The organism is Mesorhizobium sp. M0910 (assembly GCF_040319465.1).
Taxonomy (GTDB): Bacteria; Pseudomonadota; Alphaproteobacteria; order Rhizobiales; family Rhizobiaceae; genus Mesorhizobium.
The window spans coordinates 568,980-591,818 of record NZ_JAMYNZ010000001.1 but is presented as its reverse complement, the minus strand read 5'-3'; the positions used below and the strand labels follow the sequence as shown (position 1 = coordinate 591,818).

Below are 22,839 nucleotides of genomic sequence, written 5' to 3'. Positions count from 1 at the left end.
CGTCGTGGACGGGAGCTATGCTTCCCCGGGGGAGCTGTGGGTAAGAAACAACGCATCGTCCTGCTGGCAGCTGTTTTGGCGTCTGCCTTTGGCGTTTTGTTGCTGATCCTGATCCTGCAGATGGTCAGTTTTTTGGTTGACTAGGCGCGGCCAGGAGCGTGCTTTTCCAAAAGCCTGCGCTACCGCAGGCTTTCCAGCTCGCGGATGCGTTTGGCGCCGTCGGCCTCGAGCTGCCTTGTGACGGCGCCGATCAGCGCTTCGGCAACGACGAAAAGGGCGGCGGATGAGTCCCAGGCCGAAGGCACGGCGGTGCGCCCGGCGATGACATGGCGGGCAAAGCGGGCGATCGGCGACAGCCACTGGTCGGTAAACAGCACGATCTGCACGCCGCGCTGGTTGGCGGTCTCGGCAAAGCGGACGAGGCTGTCCTGATAGCGCCTGATGTCGAAGATCACCAGCACGTCGCGCTTGCCCATGTCGATCAGCCGGTCGCGCCAGACGCTTTCCTGGCCGGCGAGATGGAAGACGTTGGGTTTGATGATAGCAAGGTGGGCCGCCATGTAGCGCGCCAGCGGGTCGGTGAAGCGGCCGCCGATCAGGAATGTCTTGCCGCGCCGGTCGGCAAGCTTGGCGACGATGTCGGCAAGCTGCTTGTCCGAGAGATGCCGGAATGTCTCGCGCATATTGTCGAGCGTCGCCTCCAGCATCGGCGAGACGGCGCTGCCCTGCGATGGCGGATTGAGCGTGCGCGAGGCCGGCGACTGCAATTGCGCCGCCAGTTCGTCTTGCAGCGCCGACTGGAATTCCGGATAGTTCTGGAAGCCGAGCCGGGCGACGAAACGCAGGATCGTCGGCGACGATACGCCGGCGGCAGCCGAGAATTCGGCGACCGTCTTCAGCCCGATCAGCGGATAGCTGGCGATCAGCGTTTGCGCTGCGCGCCGCTCGCCGGCCGGCATGGTGCCGATGCGGTCGGAGATCAGTTCGGCAATGCTGGAAACCATGTTTTTCCCCACCCTGGCCGGGCCGTTACCGCATTATCGAAATCGCGTTTGACAAAGCCGGCCAAACTGTATGAAATCATCCATAGGGACGCAATGAGGCAAAATACGTAACATACGGTACAGCGCTCCCCGGGGACGGCAGACAATGGAGACAGCACGGCCCGCCAGCCTTGCATCGCCTGAAACCGTAAGGGTGACGAACCCCGGCGGATTGAGCCCTTTCGTGCTGACCTGCGACCACGCCTCCAATTTCCTGCCGCCGGAATTCGGAACGCTCGGACTTGCCGCCGAGGAGCTTTCCCGCCACATCGCCTGGGATCCCGGCGCCTTGCCGGTGGCGCGCCGCATGGCCGAGGCACTCGATGCGACGCTGGTCGAGACCTGCATTTCGCGGCTCGTCATCGACTGCAACCGCCCGCTCGATGCACCGGACCTGATAGTGACGGTCAGCGCCAGCGAAAAAACCGTGGTCCCGGCCAATCAGGGGCTTTCGGCCGATCAGCGGGAGGCGCGCATCGCGCTCGCTTGGCGGCCGTTCCACGACCGGATCGCGACGATCATCGACGAGCGCCTGGCGGCCGGACGGGAGACGCGGCTGGTCTCGGTCCATTCTTTCACCCCGGTCTACAAGGGCAGCAGCCGGCCCTGGCATATCGGCGTTATCCACGACGAGGACCGCCGGCTGGCGGCGCCGCTGATCGCGGCGCTGCAGCGGGTCGCCGGCGTCACCGTCGGCGTCAACGAACCCTATTCGCCGGCCGACCGCGTCTATTTCACGCTGGAACGCCATGCCCGCTCGCGCGGGCTGCCCTGCGCAATGATCGAAATCCGCAACGACGAGATCTCCGGCGCAGCCGGGCAGCGGAAATGGGCGGATCTGCTCGCGAGTATTTTTCTCAATCTGGAGCCCGAGGCGGCCAAGGCCTCCAGACCAAGCGCAGTCGGAAAGTCAGTTCAATCGGCCAGCTAAGAAACCAAAAGGGGACTAAAAATGGCAGCATCGGGCTACACTGAAGTTGACAAGGCGGAGGACGTAAAGGTCCTCCACAATATGGGCTATGCCCAGGAACTGGAGCGGCGCCTCAGTCGCTTTTCAAATTTCGCGGTCTCCTTTTCGATCATCTGCATCCTGTCCGGCGGCATCAACTCGCTGGCGCAGGCAACCTCCGGCTCCGGCGGTATCGGCATCGGCATTGGCTGGCTGGTCGGCTGTTTCGTTTCGCTGACCTTCGCTGTAGCGATGTCGCAGATCAGCTCGGCCTATCCGACCGCCGGCGGCCTCTATCATTGGGGCTCGATCCTCGGCAATCGCGGCACCGGCTGGGTGACGGCCTGGCTCAACCTGCTCGGGCTGATCACCGTGCTCGGCGCCATCAATGTCGGCACTTGGACGTTTTTCCTCGGCGCCTTCGGACCGGCGCTCGGCATCGAGGGTACGCTGACCAACCAGATGATCTTCCTGGTCATCATCACGGGCGCCCAGGCACTGATCAACCACCTCGGCATCAAGCTGACGGCCAAGCTGACCGACTTCTCGGGCTATCTGATCTTCTTCGGCTCGATCCTCATCGCGGTCGTCTGCCTGATCTCGGCCGAAACCTGGGATTTCAGCCGGCTGTTCACCTTCCACAATTATTCCGGCGATGCCGGCGCCGGTGTGTGGCCGTCGGTATCCAATGCCTGGGTGTTCGCGCTTGGCCTGCTGCTGCCGATCTATACGATCACCGGCTACGATGCGTCGGCGCATACTTCCGAGGAGACCATCAAGGCGGCGAGCTCCGTGCCGCGCGCCATGGTCATGTCGGTGATCTGGTCGGCCGTCTTCGGTTATCTGTTCCTCGCAGCCTTCGTGCTGATGATCCCGAACATGGACGATGCGGCCAAGCAGGGCTGGAACGTGTTCTTCTGGGCCTTCGACCAGCGCGTCAGCCCGGGCGTCAAGGAGTTCGTCTACCTCGTCGTCTTCCTGGCACAGCTGCTTTGCGGCCTCGCCACCGTCACCTCCGCTTCGCGTATGATCTTTGCCTTCTCGCGGGACGGCGGCCTGCCGGGTTCCTCGGCACTGGCCAAGGTCAGCCCGACCTACCGCACGCCGGTGGCGGCGATCTGGACGGCGTCGATCCTGTCCGTCCTGTTCGTCTGGGGCTCGACGCTGGTTTCAGTCGCAGGCACCTCGGCCTACACCATCGTCGTGTCGTGCACCGTCATCTTCCTGTTCCTCTCCTTCACCGTGCCGATCGTGCTCGGCATGCTGGCCTGGGGAACGCCGAAATGGGACAAGATGGGGCCGTGGAACATGGGGCGCGCCATTTTCATGCTGTTCGGCGTGCTTTCGATCCTGTCGATGCTCCTGATCTTCGTCATCGGCATCCAGCCGCCGAACGACTGGGCGCTCTACATCACCGTCGGCTTCTTCATCCTGACGGCGATCGTCTGGTTTGCCTTCGAGCGCAACCGCTTCCAGGGCCCGCCGCTCGGCGACATCATCGCGGCGCGCCAGGCAGCGATCAAGGCTGCGGAACAGGCCGTCGGCGAAACCGGCCACTGAGGCAAGTCCTCCAACTATGGCCGGCGCTTTGCCGGCCATAGCTTCCCACATCTTCAAAGTGGCCTTTACAGGCCCGAAACGACAAGCGCTGGAGTGCCAAAGGAATGGCCGGAAATTTCTCCTTCGATCAGTTGAAGCAAGCGGTCTCCAGCGGAGAGGTCGACACCGTGCTGGCCTGCATCGTCGACATGCAGGGGCGGCTTGCGGGAAAGCGGTTCCTGGCCCGGTATTTCGTCGATTCCGCGCATGACGAGACGCATGGCTGCAACTACCTGCTGGCCGCCGACATCGATATGGAACCGGTGCCGGGCTACAAGGCGGCGAGCTGGTCGAAGGGCTATGGCGATTTCGTCATGAAGCCGGACCTTGCGACGCTGCGGCGCGTTCCGTGGCTGGAAAAGACGGCGCTGGTGATCTGCGACGTGCTCGACCACCATACCCATGACGACCTGGCGCATTCGCCGCGCGCCATGCTGAAGAAGCAGGTCAAGCGGCTGCAGGATCGCGGCTATATCGGCTATTTCGCTTCCGAGCTCGAATTCTATCTGTTCAGTGAAACCTACGATTCGGCCCGCAAGAAGCACTGGCAGGGCCTCGAGACGGCATCGCCCTATATCGGCGATTACCAGATCGGCATCACCACCAAGGAAGAAGGCGTCATGCGCCGGCTTCGCAACGAGATGGAAGCGGCCGGCATCCCGATCGAGAATTCGAAGGGCGAGTGGGGGCCAGGCCAGGAAGAGATCAATGTCCGCTACGCCGAGGCGCTCGACATGGCCGACCGCCACGTGATCCTGAAGAACGGCGCCAAGGAAATCGCCGAGTCCGAAGGCAAGGCGATCTCGTTCATGGCCAAGTACAATTACGGGCTGGCCGGCAATTCCAGCCACATCCATAATTCGCTGTGGAGCGCCGACGGCAAGACACCATTGTTCTACGACAAAAATGCCGAGTGGACGCTGTCGACACTCGGCCAGCAATGGGCGGCCGGCCAGCTCAAATATGCCAAGGAATTCACCTGGTTCCTGGCGCCCTACATCAACTCGTACAAGCGCTTCCAGGCCGGCACGTTTGCGCCGACCAAGATCATGTGGAGCGAGGACAACCGCACCGCCGGTTTCCGTCTTTGCGGCGAGGGCACCAAGGGCATCCGCATGGAATGCCGCATCGGCGGCGCCGACCTCAATCCTTATCTCGCCTTCGCGGCACTGATCGCAGCGGGCCTTGCCGGCATCGATGAAAAGCTTGAACTGCAGAAGCCCTTCGTCGGCGACGCCTACCAGGCCTCGCAGCTGCCGGAAATTCCAAAGACACTGCGCGACGCCACCGCAACGCTGGCGGAATCGAAGATGCTGAGGCACGCGCTCGGCGACGATGTGCTGGAGCATTACATCCACACGGCACACTGGGAACAGTTCGAGTACGACCGCCGGATTACGGACTGGGAACTGCACAGGGGGTTCGAGCGGTATTGAATGGCTGGCAATGTCGGCGCCGCCCGCCCCTCACCTTTACCCTCTTGTGAAGAACGGGGAGAGGGGGTCGCCAGCGCTGGAGCTTGTCCCTTCTCCGTCACTATAGGCGGAAAGGTGCCGGCAGGCGGATGAGGGCGGCGTGACCAACGATAATTATTGTAGAATGCGAGGACCCAAGGCATGACCGAAACGGTCAAGATAAAATCCCCTGTCGACGGTTCGATCTATGCCGAACGGCCTCTTGCCACCGACCAGGCGATCGGTGCCGCGGTCGAACGTGCCAAGGCGGCGCAAGAGAAGTGGGCTGAGACGCCGGTCGTCGAGCGCGGCAAATACATGCTTGCCATGCTGGAAGCGCTGGTCGCCATGACCGGCGAGATCGTGCCGGAGATCGCCTGGCAGATGGGCAGGCCGGTGCGCTATGGCGGCGAGTTCGGCGGCGTCAGGGAACGTGTCAGCTACATGGTCGAGATCGCCGAGGCGGCCTTGAAGCCGGTCATGGCCTCCAACCCGAAGGACGGCTTTCGCCGTTATGTGAAGAAGGTGCCACTCGGCGTGGTCATGGTGATCGCGCCTTGGAACTATCCCTATCTCACCGCCGTCAACACCATCGTCCCGGCGCTGATGGCCGGAAGCGCCGTCATCCTCAAGCACGCGGCGCAGACGCTGCTGGTCGGCGAACGTTTTCAGCAGGCGTTTGACACAGCAGGCCTGCCCAAGGGCCTGTTCCAGAACCTTGTCATGAACCACGCGCAGACCGAAAGGCTGCTCGGCTCCGGCAAGATCGACCATGTCAACTTCACCGGCTCGGTCGCCGGCGGCCGCGCCATTGAAAAGGCCGCCGCGGGCACCTTCATGACGCTCGGCCTCGAACTCGGCGGCAAGGATCCGGCCTATGTGCTGCCGGACGCCAAGATGGACCATGCGGTTGCCAATCTGGTCGACGGCGCCTTCTACAATTCCGGCCAGTGCTGCTGCGGCATCGAGCGCGTCTATGTCCACGAGAAGGTCTACGATGAATTCGTCGAGGGCTTCATTGCCGAGACCAGGAACTACGTCGTCGGCAATCCGCTCGACCAGGCGACCACCATGGGGCCGATGGCGCAGGCGCGCTTCGCCGACCTGATCCGCGAGCAGAAGGCCGAGGCGTTGCGCAAGGGCGCCAGGGCACACATCAACATGAAGGTGGCCAACGACAGGCAAGGTTCGCCCTATCTGGCGCCGGAAGTGCTGACCCAGGTCGACCACCAGATGAGCGTCATGCGCGAGGAAAGCTTTGGCCCAATCGTCGGCATCATGAAGGTGCGCAACGACGAGGAAGCGATCGCGCTGATGAACGACAGCCCCTATGGGCTGACGGCCTCTATCTGGACGCGCGACATTGAGCATGCGGCGGCGATCGGCGATCGTGTCGAGACCGGCACCGTGTTCATGAACCGCTGCGACTATCTCGACCCGGCGCTGGTCTGGACCGGTGTCAAGGACACCGGCAAGGGCGCGGCACTGTCGGCCATCGGCTACGACAATCTGACCAGGCCGAAATCATACCATCTGCGCGAAGCCATCTGACTTTTCGAAAGACAAAAATGACAAAACTCGTTTCCAAATGGAATTACCCGACGACCGTCCGCTTCGGCGCCGGACGCATCAAGGAGCTGCCGGAGGTGCTGGCGGCGACCGGCATCAAGCGGCCGCTGTTCGTTACCGACCCGGGACTGGCCAAACTGCCGGTGGTGGCTTCGACGCTGAAAATACTGGACGATGCCAAGGTGCCGTATGGCGTGTTTTCCGAGGTCAAGCCGAACCCGGTCGATTCCAACCTGACCGCCGGCATCGCTGTGTTCAAGCAGGGCAAGCATGACGGCGTCATCGCCTTTGGCGGCGGCTCGGCGCTCGACCTCGGCAAGCTCATCGCCTTTCAGGCCGGCCAGACCCGGCCGGTCTGGGATTTCGAGGATGTCGGCGACTGGTGGACGCGCGCCGATGCCGATGCGATCGCGCCGATCATCGCGGTGCCGACCACCGCCGGCACCGGCTCGGAGGTCGGGCGCGCCGGCGTCATCACCAATGAGGCGACCCACACCAAAAAGGTCATCTTCCATCCCAAACTCTTGCCGGCGATCGTCATTGCCGATCCGGAGCTGTCGGTGGGCATGCCCGGTTTCATCACCGCCGGCACCGGCATGGATGCGCTTGCCCATTGCCTCGAAGCCTATTGTGCGCCGGGCTATCACCCGATGGCCGACGGCATCGCGGTGGAAGGCATCAGGCTGGTCTTCGAAAACCTGCCGAAAGCCTATGCCAACGGCAAGGATCTAGTCGCCCGCGCCAACATGATGAGCGCGGCCGCCATGGGGGCCGCCGCCTTCCAGAAAGGGCTTGGCGCGATTCATTCGCTGTCGCATCCGATCGGCGCGCTCTACGACACCCACCACGGCATGACCAACGCCGTGTTCATGCCTTATGTGCTGGCCTTCAACCGCGAGGCGATTGAGCCGCGCATAGCCCGGCTCGCCGCCTATTGCGGCATCAAGGGCGGCTTCGACGGTTTTGCGAAGGCGATCATCAAGCTGCGCAAGGAGCTCAAGGTGCCGCACGCGCTGCCCGGCCTGATCAAGGGGCTCGACATGGACAAGAAGCGCAAGGGCCTGATCGCCGACATGGCGATGGTCGACCCGACCGCCGGCGGCAACCCGGTCAAGCTGACCAAGAAGGCGGCGCTGACGCTGCTGGAAAATGCCATCGCCGGCGCCGTCTGAGACAACTTCCGCATTGGAAATCCACTTTGGAAAAGAGGCGAAGAAAGGGGGAAAGGATGAACGGCAAGGTCGAAACTAGTTAGCCGGAAAAATAGCCGCGTAGCGATTGCTACAGCCGGTTAAAAAGAGTTTACTTTTTCGTACTGCAGGGCATCGCTTTCACAAAGCTTTCATCTGGCTGTCACACGAAAACGATACCGCATCGCAGGCGTCCAACGGCGTCAGTTCAACGGAGAGAACACATGTTCAAATTCACGGGAAAACTGCTTTCCCTTACGGCCGTCGCCCTGATGGCGACCTCTGCCATCTCGTCGGCCCAGTCCATGGATGAACTGGTCGCCGCAGCCAAGGCTGAAGGCCAGCTCACCACCATCGCGCTGCCGCATGACTGGTGCGGCTACGGCGCGGTCATCGACGGCTTCAAGGCAAAATATCCGGGCATCACCGTCAACGAGCTCAATCCCGATGCCGGCTCCGGCGACGAGGTCGAAGCGATCAAGGCCAACAAGGACAACAAGGGCCCGCAGGCGCCTGACGTCATCGACGTCGGCCTGAGCTTCGGCCCGACCGCAAAGAAGGATGGCCTGATCCAGGCTTATAAAGTATCGACCTGGGACTCGATCCCGGACAGCGCCAAGGATGCCGAAGGCTTTTGGACCGGCGACTACTACGGCGTGCTTTCGTTTCTGGTGAACAAGGACCTGGTCAAGGAAGCGCCGGCCGACTGGGCCGACCTGCTGAAGCCGGAATTTGCCAATACCGTGGCGCTCGCCGGTGACCCGCGTGCTTCGAATCAGGCCATCCAGGCCGTCTATGCCGCCGGCCTTTCCAGCGGTGCGGCCGCCGGCGAAGCCGCCGGCACGGCTGGTCTCGACTTCTTCAAGAAGCTCAATGCCGCCGGCAATTTCGTGCCGGTCATTGGCAAGCCCGCGACGCTTGCCCAAGGCCAGACGCCAATCCTGGTGACCTGGGATTATAACGCGCTTGCCGGCCGCGACACGCTGAAGGGCAATCCGCCGGTCGACGTCGTCGTGCCGAAGACCGGTGTCGTCGCCGGCGTCTATGTTCAGGCGATCAGCGCCTACGCGCCGCATCCCAATGCTGCCAAGCTATGGCTGGAATATCTCTATTCCGACGAAGGCCAGATCGGCTGGCTGAAGGGCTATTGTCACCCGATCCGCTTCAACGACCTCGCCAAGAATGGCAAGCTCCCGGCTGACGTGATGGCCAAGCTGCCGCCGGCCGAGTCCTATGCAGCCGCGGTGTTCCCGACGCTCGACGAGCAGGGCAAGGCCAAGGAAGCCATCACCAAGAACTGGGATGCCGTCGTCGGCGCCAACGTCAAGTAAGACTTGAGATCAGCCGGGCGGCTTAGATCGCCGCCCGGCATACCTCCAGGACGGTAGCCGGCGCATGACCGATATCTCGTTGTCCGATCACGCTGTTGCCGGGAAGACCGCGCCTCCTGCCGACGCCCGCAGTATGAGGCTGCCGACACAATGGCTTGGCGTTGCGCCTTTCTTCATCTTCGCCATCATGTTCCTGATCCTGCCCACGCTCTATCTGATGCTGGGCGCATTCCGGAACGATGCCGGCGAATTCACTTTCGAAAACATAGCGGCCTTGGCGCAGCCGTCGATCGTTGCCGCCTACTGGATCTCAATCAAGGTCAGCCTCGCCTCGTCGCTGATCGGTGCTTTCGCGGGGCTTGCCATTGCCATCGCCATCGTGCGCGGCGGACTGCCGGAATGGATACGCTCGGCGACACTGACCTTCTCCGGCGTGGCCTCCAATTTTGCCGGCGTGCCGCTGGCCTTCGCCTTTCTCGCGACGCTCGGCCGGCTCGGGCTCGCCACGGTGCTGCTCAACGTCTTGGTCGGCTTCAACATTTATGCCCATGGTTTCAACATTCTGTCGTTCTGGGGCCTGACACTGACCTATGTCTATTTCCAGATCCCGCTGATGGTGGTGATCATCGTGCCAGCGATCGACGGGCTGAAGAAGGAATGGGGCGAAGCGGCAGCAACGCTTGGCGCGACCCAGGCGCAGTTCTGGCGTATGGTCGTCATTCCGGTGATCTGGCCAAGCTTCCTCGGCACCGTCATCCTCTTGTTCGCCAACGCCTTCGGTGCCATCGCCACCGCTTACGCTCTGACCGGCTCCTCGCTTAACATCGTCCCTATCCTGCTCTACGCGCAGATCCGCGGTGACGTGCTGCACAATGCCCATCTCGGCTATGCCATTGCCTTCGGTATGATCGTCATCACCGGGCTTGCCAATGTCTTCTACATCTGGTTCCGGACGCGCTCGGAAAGGTGGCTTAAATGAAGAGCGGACGTTTCTGGGCCTGGGTCGTCTTCGCGCTGGGCGCTGCCTACTTCTTCATTCCGCTTATCGCGACGGTGGAATTTTCCATGCGCATGCGGCGCGGCGCCTATTCCTTCGATGCGTACAAAGTCGTGTTTGGCGACCCCCGTTTCCAGGCGACCTTCGGCTATTCCGTACTCGCTGCTGTTTTCACCATCATTCTCGGCGTGCTGATCGTGGTGCCTACCGCTTATTGGATCCGCCTGCGGATGCCGCAGCTCAGGCCCGTCGTCGAGTTCATCACGCTGCTGCCGCTGGTCATTCCCGCCATCGTCATCGTCTTCGGCTACATTAGAATGTACGGGTCGAACTCACCGCTGCCGTTCCTGGGCAGCGAGACAGGAGCCAATGCCTTGCTGGTCATCGGTTATGCGACACTAGCACTGCCCTACATGTATCGCGCCGTCGACACCGGACTTCGCACGATCGACGTGCGGACACTGACCGAGGCGGCGCAGATTCTCGGCGCCGGCTGGGGCACGATCATCACCCGGGTCATCCTGCCCAATGTGCTGATCGCGGTGCTGTCGGGCGCCTTCCTGACCTTCGCCATCGTGATAGGCGAATTCACCATGGCTAGCCTGCTCAACCGGCCTGCCTTCGGACCCTATCTGCAGAACGTCGGCGCTAACCGAGCCTACGAGCCGGCGGCGCTTGCCATCATCGCCTTCGCCATCACCTGGGGCTGCATGTCGCTGATCCAGATCCTGTCGCGTTTCGCGCCGCGATCGGCGAACCGTCCGAACTGACCCGAAGGAAAAAGCCATGACCGAGCCCTTCCTCTCAATCCAGCATGTGCGAAAATCCTTCGGCCCCATCATCGTGGTGCAGGATTTCAACCTCGACGTCGAGCCGGGCGAATTCGTCTCTTTCCTTGGGCCATCGGGCTGCGGCAAGACGACGGTGCTGCGCATGGTCGCTGGTTTCGAAGAGCCGTCCGCCGGCAAGATCGTCGTGGCCGGCAAGGACATCACCCGGCTGAAGCCCAATCAGCGCAATGTCGGCATGGTGTTCCAGGCCTATGCGCTGTTTCCGAACCTCACCGTGGCGCAGAATATCGGCTTCGGGCTGAAGGTCGCCGGCATGCCAAAGGCCGATGCCGACAGGCGCATTGCCGAAATGCTCGATATCATCAAGCTGCCGCAGATGGGCGACCGCTATCCCTACCAGCTTTCCGGCGGCCAGCAGCAGCGCATCGCGCTGGCGCGGGCGATTGCGCCGAAGCCGAAGCTGTTGCTGCTCGACGAGCCGCTGTCGGCGCTCGACGCGAAGGTGCGCGTGTCGCTGCGCGAGGAAATCCGTTCGATCCAGAAGAAGCTCGGCATCACCACCATCTTCGTCACCCACGACCAGGAAGAGGCGCTGTCGATCTCCGACCGCATTGCTGTCATGTATGGCGGCAAGGCCGAGCAAGTAGGCACGCCGTTCGAGATCTACAACCGACCGGCAACCAAATTCGTTGCCAATTTCGTCGGCACGCTGAACGTGCTTGAAGGCACGGTCACCGACGCGGCTTCGGGCAAGGTGCGCGTCAATTCGCAAGAGGTTTCGCTCAAGGGCAAGCTCAACGGCTCGAAATCCGGCGACACGCTGTCGTTGGCACTGCGTCCGGAAGCGATTTCGCTGGGGCGCCACCCCGGCCGCGACTCCAGCCTTTCGGGCGAAATCGCCGAAGTGCATTTCCTCGGCTCGGTCATCCGCGTGCGCGTCGGCATCGGCGGCGCCACGGTCTCGCTCGACACGTTCAACAGCCCGGCCACGCCGCCGCCGGCCGTCGGCGAAAAGGCCGAAATTTCGTTCTCGTCGGGCGACATGCTGGTGCTGCATTAGGGGAAGAGGGAATAGTGAATAGTGAGAATGCGCTTTACGCGCCAAATTCCTCTACACGCAGCCATTCACCATTCACCATTCACCACTCACCATTCACCAGCAGCCAAAGGCGCGGCCGTTTTTGCAGTGCCAATCGCCCGGCTTCACCGCTACGATAAGGCATGGCGCTTTTTGAACTCACCCTTGTCCTGCTTCTCATCGCGGTCGCCCTGACCGCGCTGTCGCGGCACCTGCAGATTCCCTATCCTTCATTGTTGGCGCTGGCCGGCGCTGGCATCGCCTTCTTGCCATTTGCACCGACTATCGAGATCGACCCGGAGTTGGCGCTTGCTTTGTTCATCGCACCGGTGCTGCTCGACGCGGCCTACGACACGTCGCTGCGCGATCTCAATCGCTACAAGGTTTCGCTCATCCTGCTGGCGCTTGGCGCCGTCATCTTCACCACGGTGGCGGTCGCTCTGGTCGGCTGGACGATGGCACGCCTGCCCGTCGCCGCCGCCATAGCGCTTGGCGCGATTGTGGCGCCGCCCGATGCGGTGGCAGCGGCGGCCGTGCTCGGGCAGTTCAAGGTACCGCACCGCATCACCGCCATCCTGGAAGGCGAGAGCCTTCTCAATGACGCGACGGCACTGCTGATCTACCGAATGTCGGTTTCCGCAGCCGCCGGCTCTATCCTGTTGAGCAGTGCCATACCAATGATCCTGCTGTCGACGGTCGGCAGCCTTGCCGCAGGCTATGTGCTAGGCCGGTTGTCTCTCGCCATACTCGGCCGTATCGACGACCCGGCGAGCGGCACCGTGGTGCAATTCGCCTCAACCTTTGGCGTCTGGATCCTGGCCGACAGGATAGGGCTGTCCGCCATCATCACGATCGTCGTCTATGCCATGACGATCGCACGTACATCGCCGCGCCGCATGCCGGCAAGGAATCGTGTCAGTTCCTACTCGGTCTGGGAGACGGCGGTGTTCGTGCTCAACGTCCTGGCCTTCGTCCTGATGGGCCTGCAAGCGCGATCGATTGTCGGTCGACTTGCCGAGCAAGGACAAAGCGAGGCGTTCGTCTTTGCCCTGGCGGTGCTGGCCATTGTCATCGTATCGCGGCTCGTCTGGGTGCTGGGCTGCGGCGCGATCCTCAGAGCGCTGGCACGTCTGGGCGACGAGGACAGGCGGAAGGACGCACCGACATTTCGCGGCGGCATGCTTATCGGCTGGTGCGGCATGCGCGGCCTGGTGACGCTTGCGGCAGCCTTCGCCTTGCCGGCCGACTTTCCGGGCCGTGATCCGATCGTGCTCGCCGCTTTCACGGTCGTGCTCGGCACGCTGGTGCTGCAAGGCATCAGCCTGAAGCCGTTGCTGAGTGTGCTCAATCTCAAGCCCGACCAGACGGTCGACCGGGAGGTGGCGCAGGCGCGCGTCGCCATCATGCAGGCTGCGCTCGACGTGCTCAGCGGCAAGACGTCGAGCGCCGCAGGGGCGGTGCGCGAGCAATATGCCGCCCAGCGCGCCATCGCCGAGAACCCGGAGGATGCCCAGGCGGCGACCGAGTATGACAGGTTGCGTCTTTATGCCATCAAGAGCCAGCGCGATGCACTGGAGCGCCTGCGCATCGACGGAACGATCGGCGACGAGGCCTACCACCGCCTCGAGGAAGAGATCGACTGGTCGGAACTGGCGGCATCCCCGCCCGGGCGGTTCCAGCCACTGACGACTTAGCATCTGGCCCAAGCTCCCTCCGTCCGGCTGCACATTGCAACCAATCCACCGAACGGCTACTGCCAGCAGGAAACTGAGCCGGATAAGCAATGAAGCTGGTCAGCTATAACATCCAGTACGGCTTCGGCGGCGATGGCCGCTACGATCTGGCGCGTTGCGCCAAGGTCGTCGCCGGTGCCGACATCATCGCCTTGCAGGAAGTCGAGCGGCACTGGTTACGCAGCAACGAGGACGACCAGCCGGAACTTCTTTCGCGATTGCTGCCCGACTACCATTGGGTCTACGGCCCGGCATTCGACATGGATGCCAGCCACAGGCGTGACGGCCGCATCGTCAACCGGCGGCGGCAATTCGGCACCATGGTTCTGTCGAAGCTGCCGATCGTCTGGTCGCGGCTGCACACGCTGCCGCTCAGGCGCACGCTGCGTCCGCTCAACACCCGCAACGCCGCACTTGAATGCATGATCCGCACCCCTGCCGGCCCGGTGCGGTTCTTTTCGCTGCATCTGGCGCATATCGCGGCCGAGGAGCGGCTGGAGCAGATCGAGTATTTGCTGGCCGAGCATCGCCGCGCGCCGTCCGAGGGCGGCCCATGGAGCGGCGCCGACGACGAGCCGGCGCGCAACTGGAGCAATGGCGAACAGGAGCCAGAAAACCCCGTAGCGGCGATCTGGTTGGGCGACTTCAACATGGAGCCGGATAGCGCCGAGTACCGCTGCATCGTCGGCAGCGCGCCCTATCATCGCGGTGCCGCCTATCTCGATGGTTTTGTCGACGCCGCCGCCGTCGCCAGCGAACCGACGTCGGACTTTCACACCCATGTGAAGACCATCGACGGCAGGATCGCAAAGCGCCGGCTCGACCATTGCTTCGTCGGCGGTATGTTTGCGGGGCGCGTGCGCTCGGTCAGCGCCGAAATCGGCCAAATCGCCTCCGATCATTTTCCGCTCTGGGTCGATATCGACCTGGAGACGCCTATCGCCATAGGGACGGGCGGCGGATGAACCGCCGATGAGCCTGTTTGTCTTTTTCGCGGTGCTCGCCGCCGCTTCCATGCATGCGATCTGGAATGCGCTGGTCAAGGTCCATCTCGACCGTTTCCTGTCGATAACGCTGATGACGCTCGGCATGGGTGCCGCCGCGCTGGTGACGTTGCCCTTCGTCGAGGTGCCGAAGCCGGAAGTGTGGCCATACATCCTCGCCTCGGTTGTCTTCCACATGGGCTACAGGACGTTCCTGATCGGCGCCTACAAGGCCGGCGATTTCGCCCAGACCTATCCGCTGGCGCGCGGCACCGCGCCCTTGCTGGCCGCTTTGGGGGGCGTTGTGGTGGTTGCCGAGATGCCGGCGCCGCTCGCCATTCTCGGCATTCTCTTGTTGTCGGCGGGCACGCTGGTGCTGTCGTTTCGCGGCGGCGCGCATCTGGAGAAATTGAACTTGCGCGCTGTCGGTTTCGCGTTGGGCACATCGATCTTCATCGCCAGCTATACGCTGTCGGACGGCAGCGGCGCGCGGCTGGCCGCCACCGCATCGAGCTATGCGGCCTGGCTGTTCGTCTGCGATGCGCTGTGGGCGCTGGTGCTTTGCGTCGTCTTTCGCGGCCCACAGGCGCTGCCGGTGCTGGCCCGCGACTGGAAGGCAGGAATCTATACCGGCGTGCTCAGCGGCGGCGCCTACTGGATCGTGATGTGGGCGATGACCAAGGCGCCGATCGCCTCGGTGGCGTCGTTGCGCGAAACATCGATCCTCTTCGCCATGATGATCTCGGTGTTCGCGCTCGGCGAGAAGATGACGGCATGGCGGGGTGCCGCGGTGCTTAGCATCGTTGCCGGTGTGGTTGCGCTGAGAATGGGATAATCACGCGATCTCCAGGTCGAACACCATCAGCCCGTCCGTGCCGCCTTCGAGCGCCGCCACCAGCCGGGCGCCGGCTCGCCGATGCGCTTCATGCTCCAGATAGGCATCGCGTGCGGCGGCATCGCGAAAGTCGATGGTGAAGCCGTGCGTGAAGCCGCGGGCGAAGGGTTCGGGGCTGGTGTTGGCGCTGAATTCGACCTTGCCCATACCGTCGATCATCGACCGCAACGCTTCGAGTTCGGCATGGATCGCCGCCCGCTCGGCGTTAGCGACATCGTTGCGGACTCTGACGAAAACACAGTGCCGGATCATTCCTTGTCCCTCATGCCGCTCGGTTGGTGGAAAACACTGCCGGCGGCAGCGGCTCGCGATCAAGGATCAGATCGGCGCCCTTTTCACCAACCATGACCGTCGGGGCATTGGTGTTGGAGGAGGGGATGCGCGGCATCACCGAGGCGTCGCAGACGCGCAGGCCCTCGATGCCACGTAACCTGAGCTCCGGCGTCACCACGCTCATCGCATCGTAACCCATGCGGCAGGTGCCGACCGGGTGGTGGTCGGTCTTGGAACTGCGGCAGGCGTAGTCGAACAGCTCGTCGCCGCTCTGCAGGTCGGGTCCCGGCAGTACCTCGCGCAGCACATAGGGCTGCAGCGCTTTCTGCCGCATGATCTCGCGCGCCAGCCTCAGCCCTTTGATCGACATGTCGCGGTCATAGGGATCGGACCAATAGTTCGGATCGATCAGCGGGCGGTCTGCCGGGTCGGCACTGTTCAGCCGCACCGTGCCGCGCGAGCGCGGGCGCAGGAAGGCCGAATTCAGTGTCACGCCCGGATTGTTCAACTTCTCGACGCCGGCCTCGATGCCGGAGCCGAGGCCGAGATGCAGCTGGATATCGGGAGAGGCGGCGGTCGGATCGGCGTACCAGAAGCCGCCGGTCTCGAACAGGCTGGAGGCCACCGGGCCTTTCTTCAGGAGCAGGTACTGAAGGCCGGCCCACGCCATCCAGTGCAGCTTGGCGTAGTTGTCGTAAGTGTGATCGCCGGTGCATTCGGCGATGACGAACAGGTCGAGATGATCCTGCAGATTGGAGCCGACGCCTGGCAGGTCGTGCACAGGCGTCACGCCGACCGCCTTCAAATGGTCGGCCGGGCCGATGCCCGACTGCATTAGAAGCTTCGGCGAGCCGATGGCGCCGGACGAGACGATCACCTCGCGTTCGGCGTGCAGGATCGTTGGCTGGCCGCCCGGCTTGTCGACGATCTCGACGCCGACAGCGCGGCCCTTGTCGACGACGATGCGCGTCACCAGAACGCCGGTCCTGATGGTAAGATTCTTGCGCTCGCGGATCGGCCGGAGATAGGCGACCGATGCCGAAGAGCGTTTTGCGTCCTTCTGCGTCAATTGGTAATAGCCGACGCCCTCCTGGCTGGCGCCGTTGAAGTCGGGATTGAAGGGGATGCCCATCTCCTGCCCGGCGCGGAAATAGGCCTCGCAGATCGGCAGCGGCGCGATCGGGTTCGACACGCCGAGCAGGCCCTGGTCCCCGTGAAAATCGTTGGCATAACGTTGATTGTTCTCGGCGCGTTTAAAATAGGGCAGCACGTCGCGATAGCCCCAGCCGGCAAGACCTTCTTCCTTCTCCCAGGCGTCGTAGTCGCGGGCGTTGCCGCGCGTGTAGATCTGGGCGTTGATCGACGAGCCGCCACCGATCACCTTGGCCTGCGTGTATCGGAAGACGCGGTCGTTCATGTGCTTTTGCGGCACAGTCGACCAGCCCCAGGCGGCGATGCCCTTGGTCATCTTGGCAAAACCGGCCGGCATGTGGATCAGCGGATGCCAGTCCTTGCCGCCGGCTTCGAGCAGCAGCACCTGATGCGACGGATCTTCGCTCAGCCGGTTGGCGAGTACGCAGCCGGCCGGGCCGGCGCCGACGATTATGAAGTCAGTCATGGCATCACCTGTTCATAGCCTCGGCACCGACAGCGCGCCGTCGACATTGATGACCGAGCCGGTCGAAAAGCCGAGCTTACCGCCGGCGAGCGCCGCCACGGCGGCACCGATATCCTGGCCCTTGCCCCAGCGCATCGCCGGCACCAGCCCGCTCTCGATCAGCGCGTCATATTTGGCGGTGACACCCGCGGTCATCTCGGTGCGGATGATGCCCGGCCGCACCTCGAACACGGCGATGTTTTCGGTGGCAAGCCGCAGCGCCAGGTTCTTCACCCACATCGAAAGCCCGGCCTTGGAAATGCAGTAGTCGGAACGTTCCGGCGAGGCCATGGCGGCACTGACCGAGGTGACGGTGATGATCGATCTCGCACCATCGCCCGGCAGGCCTAGCATCGCTTTGGCGACGGCCTGGCTGAGGAACACCGTGCCGCGCAGATTGATGCCGAGCACCCGGTCGAAATTTTCCGGCTTGAGCTCGAGCAGATCGCCGCGCAGGACAGTGCCGATGCCAGCATTGTTGACCAGGCAGTCGATGCGGCCGAAGGCGCTTGTCGCGACATCGATCAGCGCTGCATGGCCGTCGAGGTCAGCGATGTCGCTGCTGGCATAGGCAAATTTCGCGCCGCGCCCGGTGATGTCGGCGGCGAGCCCGTCGGCGGCTTCGTCAGCAAGGTCGGCGACGAGGATGTCGAAGCCTGCATCGGCCAGCGCCTCGGCGCAAGCAAGGCCGATGCCGCGCGCGCCGCCGGTGACGATGGCTGCCGGGCGGCTCATGTTGCAAGCTCCGTCTTGCAGATGTGGTCGGCGACGCGCAGCGCCTGTGCGGCGATCGACAGCGCCGGATTGACGGCGGCCGAATTCGGCAGGAAGCCGGCATCGACGACAAACAAATTGCTGTGGTCGAAGGAGCGGCAGAACGGATCCAGCGGCGAGGTCGCTGGATCGTTGCCCATCTTTACCGTGCCGCACTGATGCGAGGGCGTGCGCTTGTCAAACGGCCGCGACAGCACGATCGGATAGCCGCAGGCGCGGAAATTCTCGCGCATCACCTTGGTCAGTCCGTCGAGCGACTGCATGTTGGAGCGCCGCCACTGCATGACGATGTCCTTGCCGTCGACCATGATGCGGCTCTCGGGATCGGGCAGGTCTTCGCACATCAGATACCAGTCGACGGCGTGGCCGGCCATGAAATCGAGCGCGAATTTGGGCGCGCGCCTGACATTGGCCTTGAGGATGTTGCCGTCGATCTTGCCGAGGAGCTGGACATTGCCGAGCGGCTTGCCGCCCCTGCCGTCGGACAGATAATAATCGTTCAGCATCAGCGTCTTCTGGTAGACGGATTTGTTCCGCCGGCGTGGATCGATCGCCAGCATGGCGCTCGAATTGTGGTTCATGAAGTTGCGGCCGACCTGGTCGGAGCGGTTGGCCAGGCCTTTGCCACCGCCTCTGCTCTGAGGGGTGGGCGAGCGCAGCAAGATGGCGGCGGAATTGACTGCGCCGGCCGATAGGATGACCAACTTCGGCGCGACTTTCTTCAGCGTACCGTTCTGTCGATAATGGACGGCAGCGATTGTCCTCGCATCCGGCGATGCCTCGAGATGTTCGACGTGGGCGCCGGTCTCGAGCTTGATGTTCTGGTCGGCAAGGGCGGCGGTCAGCGGCCCCGTTTGGGCGTCGACCTTGCCGGCGCCGGTGTTGGGAAAAGCGTCCCACGGCGTGCTGCCGTCTTTCAGCCAGGCTTCGATCTCGACGCCGAGCGGCAGCGATGCCGGGTGCAGGCCCAGGCTCCTGAGCTCGGCGCGGGCACGCGCGATCGGCGGCTCGTCCGGCACCGGCCCGAAAGGGTAGGGCATCGAGTGGAACGGCTCGGTCGGGTCTTCGCCGAGTGCACCGCGCACGCGGAAAAGCTGCTCGGCCCTGGAATACCAGGGTTCGAATTCCTCGTAGGAAAACGGCCAGGCCGGCGAGATGCCGCCATAGTGCTCCATTTCCGAAAAGTCTTCCCTGCGGTAGCGGATCAGCACCGCGCCGTAGAATTTCGAATTGCCGCCGACATAGTAGTAATTGCCCGGGTTGAAAGGTGCTCCGCCGGCCTCGAGCCACATCTCCTTCGGCCTATAGTGGCCATCGACGAAGATTGCGCGGGTGTCGCGTGCGTGCGGGGTTGCCGGCAGGGCTTCGCCGCGCTCCAGCATCAGGATCGAGGCGCCACTGCCGGCAAGGCCGGAGGCGATCGTGGCGCCGCCGATGCCGGAGCCGATGATGACGATGTCTGGATTTGTCATGGCGGTCAGACGATGCGTTTCTCGGTCGCCGGATCGAAGAACACCGCCTTGGTCAGGTTGAAGGCGAGCGGCGTGACCGTGCCGGGCTGGATGTTGGCATCGGCGCGCAGCCGCGCCACCACCGCCTTGCCGCCGAGATTGGTGACCGCGAACGTATCCGAGCCGGCCGGCTCGATGACCTCGATGTGACAGTCGGCGCGGGCGATGTTCGAGGCGTTGCGTTCGGCACCCTCGGGATCGGTCAGTGCTTCCGGGCGGACGCCGAAGATGATTGGTTTTCCGTGGAATGCCGACAGGCCGGCCGGCGCATTGGCCAGCGGCAGCGAGATCGGCTGGCGCGCCTCGCGTTCCATGACGACGGAGAAGCCGGATCCGTTGCTGCCGATCGTCGCCGGGATCAGGTTCATCGCCGGCGAGCCCATGAAGTCGGCAACAAACAGGTTGACCGGATTGTTATAGATCTCGGCCGGCGTACCGAACTGCTGCACCTCGCCGTCGCGCATCACCGCGATCTTGGTGGCCAGCGTCATAGCCTCGATCTGGTCGTGGGTGACGTAGACGATGGTGGTGCCGGTGGTGGCGTGCAGGCGCTTGATCTCGATGCGCATGTCGACGCGCAGCTTGGCGTCGAGATTGGACAAAGGCTCGTCGAACAGGAACAGCTTTGGATCGCGCACCAGCGCCCGACCCATGGCGACCCGCTGGCGCTGGCCGCCGGAAAGCTGGCTTGGCTTGCGCTTCAGCAAATGGCCGATCTGCAGGACCTTTGCCACCTTGTCGATCGCTTTCTGGCGCTCATCGGCCGGCACGCCGCGCATCTCCATACCGAAGGCAATATTCCCGGCCACCGTCATGTTCGGATAGAGCGCGTAGCTCTGGAACACCATGGCGATGTCGCGCTTGGAGGGGTGAAGATCGTTGATCGTGCGGCCGTCGACGCGGATTTCCCCTTCGGTGATGGTTTCCAGGCCGGCAATGGTGTTGAGCAGCGTGGACTTGCCGCAACCGGAAGGCCCGACCAGCACGAGGAAGCCGCCCTTTTCCAGGTCGAGGTCGATGCCTTTCAGGATCTCGACCGCTCCGAAACGCTTCTTCAGCCCGTCAATTTCCAGAAAAGCCATGCGATTATCCTTTGACGGCGCCGGCCATAAGGCCGCGCACGAAATAGCGGCCGGCGAGCACATAGACGAGGAGCGTCGGCAGCGCGGCGATCATCGCAGCCGCCATGTTGACGTTGTATTCGACGACGCCGGTCGAGGTGTTAACGACGTTGTTCAGCGCCACCGTCATCGGCATCACGTCGCCTGAGCCGGCATAGGCGGAGGCGAAGAGGAAGTCGTTCCAGATGTTGGTGAACTGGTAGATCACCGTCACCACGATGATCGGCAGCGAGTTGGGCAGCATGATGCGCCGGAAGATCTGGAAGAAGCTGGCGCCGTCGATCTGCGCCGCCTTCACCAGCTCGTTCGGAAACGCTTCGTAATAATTGCGGAAGAACAGGGTGGTGAAGCCGATGCCGTAGACGACGTGAACGAACACCAGGTTCACGGTTGGATTGCCGAAGCCGAAGGTGAGGCCAGTCGCGTTCTGCAGCTTGACGCCGAACCGGCCGAGGCTGCCGAGGATCGTTGCCATCGGCAAGAGGACGGACTGGAACGGGATGAAGCAGGCAAACAGCATCAGCCCGAACACCAGCGTCGCCCCGCGAAAGCGCCACTTCGTCAGCACATAGCCGTTGAGCGCGCCGAGCAGGGTCGAGATGATGACGGCCGGAACCACCATCTTGATCGAGTTCCAGAAATAGCCCTTCATGCCGACGCAGGTGAGGCCCGAGCAGACTTCGCTCCACGCCCTTATCCAGGGTGCGAAGGTCGGCGCCTGCGGCAGCGCCAGCATGTTGCCGTTCTGGATCTCGTCCATGGTCTTGAACGAGGTCACCAGCATGACGAACAGCGGCATCAGATAGAATAGCGCAAACAGCGCCAGCAGCCCGTAGATGACGATACGGTTGACCGTCCTGGCGCTGATACCGCCTGTGCTCTGGCGAGCAGGAGTGGCTATGGCGCTCATCGCGGCTTCTCCCGAAGCTCGGAATAGAGATAGGGAACGATGATCGCGGTGATAGTCATCAGCATGATCACGGCGCTGGCCGAGCCGACGGCCATTTCGTTGCGCTTGAAGGTGTACTCATACATGAAATTCGACGGCAGCCAGGCCGAGCCGCCCGGCCCGCCGCTGGTCAGCGCGACGACCAGATCGTAAGACTTGATGGCGAGATGCGCGAGCACGATCAAGGCGGACAGGAAGATCGGCCGCAGCAGCGGGATGACGATGCGGCGGTAAAGCTGGAACGTGGTGGCGCCGTCGATCTGCGCCGCCTTCAGGATCTCGCCGTCGATGCCGCGCAGGCCGGCCAGGAACATCGCCATGATGAAGCCCGACGCCTGCCAGACGCCGGCGATGACCACCGTGTAGATGACGAAATCCTTGTTCTTGATCCAGTCGAAATGGAAGCTCGTCCAGCCCCATTGGTGCAGCGTCTGCTCGAGGCCGAGGCCGGGGTCGAGAAACCATTTCCAGGCAACGCCGGTGACGATGAACGACAAAGCCATCGGGTAGAGGTAGATCGGCCGCAACATGCCTTCGCCGCGGATCTTCTGGTCAAGCAGGATCGCCAGGAACAGGCCGAGCGCCAGGCAGATGGAAATATAGAGGAAGCCGAAAATCCCCATATTGGTGATCGAGGTGTACCAGGAGGACGGCGGATCGCTTTCGAAAGTCCAGCGCCACAGCCGCTGATAGGCGCGTGGCCCGGTGATGGCGTAGGAGGGAAAGGTCTTGGAATTGGTGAAGGACAGATAGATCGTCCACAGGATGAAGCCGTAGACGAAGACAACGGTGGCGGCAAAGCTCGGCGCCAGCACGAGCTTCGGCAGCGCGTCCTGAAGGCGCGAGCGCACCGTGGCGCCCGGACGGGCATCGTGCTCCGGCGTCAGCGTGATACTGGTTTCAGCAACTGTGCTCATCTGTCCGTTCCGTATGGCGGGTCCG

Annotated in this window: 20 protein-coding genes; 12 read left to right on the top strand and 8 right to left on the bottom strand. The window is 63.0% G+C overall.

Annotation, left to right across the window (positions count from 1 at the left end; translation table 11 throughout):
• Nucleotides 1-179: 179 nt before the first annotated feature.
• Complete coding sequence (locus NKH78_RS02870) at nucleotides 180-1,004, bottom strand: MurR/RpiR family transcriptional regulator (protein WP_352687995.1); 825 nt, start codon at nucleotides 1,002-1,004, stop codon at nucleotides 180-182.
• A gap of 145 nt (nucleotides 1,005-1,149) precedes the next feature.
• On the opposite strand from NKH78_RS02870, the gene NKH78_RS02865 reads away from it, so the two are divergent.
• The 12 genes from NKH78_RS02865 (at nucleotide 1,150) to NKH78_RS02810 (ending at nucleotide 15,552) form a co-directional block, all read left to right on the top strand.
• Nucleotides 1,150-1,974 (top strand): N-formylglutamate amidohydrolase, encoded by an 825-nt coding sequence (locus NKH78_RS02865; RefSeq protein ID WP_352687997.1) that lies wholly within the window; start codon nucleotides 1,150-1,152, stop codon nucleotides 1,972-1,974.
• 21 nt (nucleotides 1,975-1,995) lie between these two features.
• Nucleotides 1,996-3,552: an amino acid permease gene (locus NKH78_RS02860; RefSeq protein WP_254816891.1), complete on the top strand. Its 1,557-nt coding sequence runs from the start codon at nucleotides 1,996-1,998 to the stop codon at nucleotides 3,550-3,552.
• Nucleotides 3,553-3,656: 104 nt separating this feature from the next.
• Nucleotides 3,657-5,027: a glutamine synthetase family protein gene (locus NKH78_RS02855; RefSeq protein ID WP_352687999.1), complete on the top strand. Its 1,371-nt coding sequence runs from the start codon at nucleotides 3,657-3,659 to the stop codon at nucleotides 5,025-5,027.
• A 180-nt stretch (nucleotides 5,028-5,207) separates the two neighbouring features.
• Nucleotides 5,208-6,596: an aldehyde dehydrogenase family protein gene (locus NKH78_RS02850; protein WP_352688001.1), complete on the top strand. Its 1,389-nt coding sequence runs from the start codon at nucleotides 5,208-5,210 to the stop codon at nucleotides 6,594-6,596.
• Nucleotides 6,597-6,613: 17 nt separating this feature from the next.
• Nucleotides 6,614-7,786, top strand: coding sequence for an iron-containing alcohol dehydrogenase (locus tag NKH78_RS02845; RefSeq protein ID WP_352688003.1), 1,173 nt, complete (start codon nucleotides 6,614-6,616; stop codon nucleotides 7,784-7,786).
• 242 nt (nucleotides 7,787-8,028) lie between these two features.
• The gene (locus tag NKH78_RS02840) at nucleotides 8,029-9,135 is read left to right on the top strand and encodes an ABC transporter substrate-binding protein (RefSeq protein WP_352647657.1); all 1,107 of its coding nucleotides are present in this window, start codon (nucleotides 8,029-8,031) and stop codon (nucleotides 9,133-9,135) included.
• A 64-nt stretch (nucleotides 9,136-9,199) separates the two neighbouring features.
• Complete coding sequence (locus NKH78_RS02835) at nucleotides 9,200-10,114, top strand: ABC transporter permease (RefSeq protein ID WP_023675356.1); 915 nt, start codon at nucleotides 9,200-9,202, stop codon at nucleotides 10,112-10,114.
• Nucleotides 10,111-10,902 (top strand): ABC transporter permease, encoded by a 792-nt coding sequence (locus NKH78_RS02830; protein ID WP_352478173.1) that lies wholly within the window; start codon nucleotides 10,111-10,113, stop codon nucleotides 10,900-10,902. The genes NKH78_RS02835 and NKH78_RS02830 overlap by 4 nt, the downstream gene beginning before the upstream one ends.
• 16 nt (nucleotides 10,903-10,918) lie before the next feature.
• On the top strand, nucleotides 10,919-11,983 hold the full coding sequence (locus tag NKH78_RS02825; protein WP_352737011.1) for an ABC transporter ATP-binding protein: 1,065 nt from the start codon (nucleotides 10,919-10,921) through the stop codon (nucleotides 11,981-11,983).
• Nucleotides 11,984-12,144: 161 nt separating this feature from the next.
• On the top strand, nucleotides 12,145-13,695 hold the full coding sequence (locus NKH78_RS02820) for a cation:proton antiporter (RefSeq protein WP_352881827.1): 1,551 nt from the start codon (nucleotides 12,145-12,147) through the stop codon (nucleotides 13,693-13,695).
• Nucleotides 13,696-13,784: 89 nt separating this feature from the next.
• The gene (locus NKH78_RS02815; RefSeq protein WP_352737009.1) at nucleotides 13,785-14,699 is read left to right on the top strand and encodes an endonuclease/exonuclease/phosphatase family protein; all 915 of its coding nucleotides are present in this window, start codon (nucleotides 13,785-13,787) and stop codon (nucleotides 14,697-14,699) included.
• 7 nt (nucleotides 14,700-14,706) lie between these two features.
• The gene (locus tag NKH78_RS02810; RefSeq protein WP_023675361.1) at nucleotides 14,707-15,552 is read left to right on the top strand and encodes an EamA family transporter; all 846 of its coding nucleotides are present in this window, start codon (nucleotides 14,707-14,709) and stop codon (nucleotides 15,550-15,552) included.
• On the opposite strand, the gene NKH78_RS02805 is transcribed toward NKH78_RS02810, so the two are convergent.
• Genes NKH78_RS02805 through NKH78_RS02775 form a run of 7 tightly spaced genes read right to left on the bottom strand, consistent with a single transcriptional unit; the run spans nucleotide 15,553 to nucleotide 22,814 of the window.
• On the bottom strand, nucleotides 15,553-15,864 hold the full coding sequence (locus NKH78_RS02805) for a Dabb family protein (RefSeq protein ID WP_352737008.1): 312 nt from the start codon (nucleotides 15,862-15,864) through the stop codon (nucleotides 15,553-15,555). It lies immediately after the preceding gene.
• A gap of 10 nt (nucleotides 15,865-15,874) precedes the next feature.
• Nucleotides 15,875-17,503: a GMC family oxidoreductase gene (locus tag NKH78_RS02800; RefSeq protein WP_352737007.1), complete on the bottom strand. Its 1,629-nt coding sequence runs from the start codon at nucleotides 17,501-17,503 to the stop codon at nucleotides 15,875-15,877.
• Nucleotides 17,504-17,515: 12 nt separating this feature from the next.
• Nucleotides 17,516-18,277 (bottom strand): 3-ketoacyl-ACP reductase, encoded by a 762-nt coding sequence (locus NKH78_RS02795; protein ID WP_352737006.1) that lies wholly within the window; start codon nucleotides 18,275-18,277, stop codon nucleotides 17,516-17,518.
• Nucleotides 18,274-19,788, bottom strand: coding sequence for a GMC oxidoreductase (locus NKH78_RS02790; RefSeq protein ID WP_352881821.1), 1,515 nt, complete (start codon nucleotides 19,786-19,788; stop codon nucleotides 18,274-18,276). Before NKH78_RS02790 ends, NKH78_RS02795 begins: the two co-directional genes overlap by 4 nt.
• Nucleotides 19,789-19,793: 5 nt before the next feature.
• Entirely contained in the window at nucleotides 19,794-20,909 is a 1,116-nt protein-coding gene (locus NKH78_RS02785) for an ABC transporter ATP-binding protein (RefSeq protein ID WP_352478183.1), read from the bottom strand.
• Nucleotides 20,910-20,913: 4 nt separating this feature from the next.
• Nucleotides 20,914-21,858: a carbohydrate ABC transporter permease gene (locus NKH78_RS02780; RefSeq protein ID WP_352737004.1), complete on the bottom strand. Its 945-nt coding sequence runs from the start codon at nucleotides 21,856-21,858 to the stop codon at nucleotides 20,914-20,916.
• On the bottom strand, nucleotides 21,855-22,814 hold the full coding sequence (locus NKH78_RS02775) for a carbohydrate ABC transporter permease (RefSeq protein ID WP_352881817.1): 960 nt from the start codon (nucleotides 22,812-22,814) through the stop codon (nucleotides 21,855-21,857). Before NKH78_RS02775 ends, NKH78_RS02780 begins: the two co-directional genes overlap by 4 nt.
• Nucleotides 22,815-22,839 lie beyond the last annotated feature (25 nt).

What these genes read in the sequence shown, in the direction of transcription:
- NKH78_RS02870 (WP_352687995.1), bottom strand. Translation starts at nt 1,004, where the DNA reads ATGGTTTCCAGCATTGCCGAACTGATCTCCGACCGCATCGGCACCATG.
- NKH78_RS02865 (WP_352687997.1), top strand. Translation starts at nt 1,150, where the DNA reads ATGGAGACAGCACGGCCCGCCAGCCTTGCATCGCCTGAAACCGTAAGG.
- NKH78_RS02860 (WP_254816891.1), top strand. Translation starts at nt 1,996, where the DNA reads ATGGCAGCATCGGGCTACACTGAAGTTGACAAGGCGGAGGACGTAAAG.
- NKH78_RS02855 (WP_352687999.1), top strand. Translation starts at nt 3,657, where the DNA reads ATGGCCGGAAATTTCTCCTTCGATCAGTTGAAGCAAGCGGTCTCCAGC.
- NKH78_RS02850 (WP_352688001.1), top strand. Translation starts at nt 5,208, where the DNA reads ATGACCGAAACGGTCAAGATAAAATCCCCTGTCGACGGTTCGATCTAT.
- NKH78_RS02845 (WP_352688003.1), top strand. Translation starts at nt 6,614, where the DNA reads ATGACAAAACTCGTTTCCAAATGGAATTACCCGACGACCGTCCGCTTC.
- NKH78_RS02840 (WP_352647657.1), top strand. Translation starts at nt 8,029, where the DNA reads ATGTTCAAATTCACGGGAAAACTGCTTTCCCTTACGGCCGTCGCCCTG.
- NKH78_RS02835 (WP_023675356.1), top strand. Translation starts at nt 9,200, where the DNA reads ATGACCGATATCTCGTTGTCCGATCACGCTGTTGCCGGGAAGACCGCG.
- NKH78_RS02830 (WP_352478173.1), top strand. Translation starts at nt 10,111, where the DNA reads ATGAAGAGCGGACGTTTCTGGGCCTGGGTCGTCTTCGCGCTGGGCGCT.
- NKH78_RS02825 (WP_352737011.1), top strand. Translation starts at nt 10,919, where the DNA reads ATGACCGAGCCCTTCCTCTCAATCCAGCATGTGCGAAAATCCTTCGGC.
- NKH78_RS02820 (WP_352881827.1), top strand. Translation starts at nt 12,145, where the DNA reads ATGGCGCTTTTTGAACTCACCCTTGTCCTGCTTCTCATCGCGGTCGCC.
- NKH78_RS02815 (WP_352737009.1), top strand. Translation starts at nt 13,785, where the DNA reads ATGAAGCTGGTCAGCTATAACATCCAGTACGGCTTCGGCGGCGATGGC.
- NKH78_RS02810 (WP_023675361.1), top strand. Translation starts at nt 14,707, where the DNA reads ATGAGCCTGTTTGTCTTTTTCGCGGTGCTCGCCGCCGCTTCCATGCAT.
- NKH78_RS02805 (WP_352737008.1), bottom strand. Translation starts at nt 15,864, where the DNA reads ATGATCCGGCACTGTGTTTTCGTCAGAGTCCGCAACGATGTCGCTAAC.
- NKH78_RS02800 (WP_352737007.1), bottom strand. Translation starts at nt 17,503, where the DNA reads ATGACTGACTTCATAATCGTCGGCGCCGGCCCGGCCGGCTGCGTACTC.
- NKH78_RS02795 (WP_352737006.1), bottom strand. Translation starts at nt 18,277, where the DNA reads ATGAGCCGCCCGGCAGCCATCGTCACCGGCGGCGCGCGCGGCATCGGC.
- NKH78_RS02790 (WP_352881821.1), bottom strand. Translation starts at nt 19,788, where the DNA reads ATGACAAATCCAGACATCGTCATCATCGGCTCCGGCATCGGCGGCGCC.
- NKH78_RS02785 (WP_352478183.1), bottom strand. Translation starts at nt 20,909, where the DNA reads ATGGCTTTTCTGGAAATTGACGGGCTGAAGAAGCGTTTCGGAGCGGTC.
- NKH78_RS02780 (WP_352737004.1), bottom strand. Translation starts at nt 21,858, where the DNA reads ATGAGCGCCATAGCCACTCCTGCTCGCCAGAGCACAGGCGGTATCAGC.
- NKH78_RS02775 (WP_352881817.1), bottom strand. Translation starts at nt 22,814, where the DNA reads ATGAGCACAGTTGCTGAAACCAGTATCACGCTGACGCCGGAGCACGAT.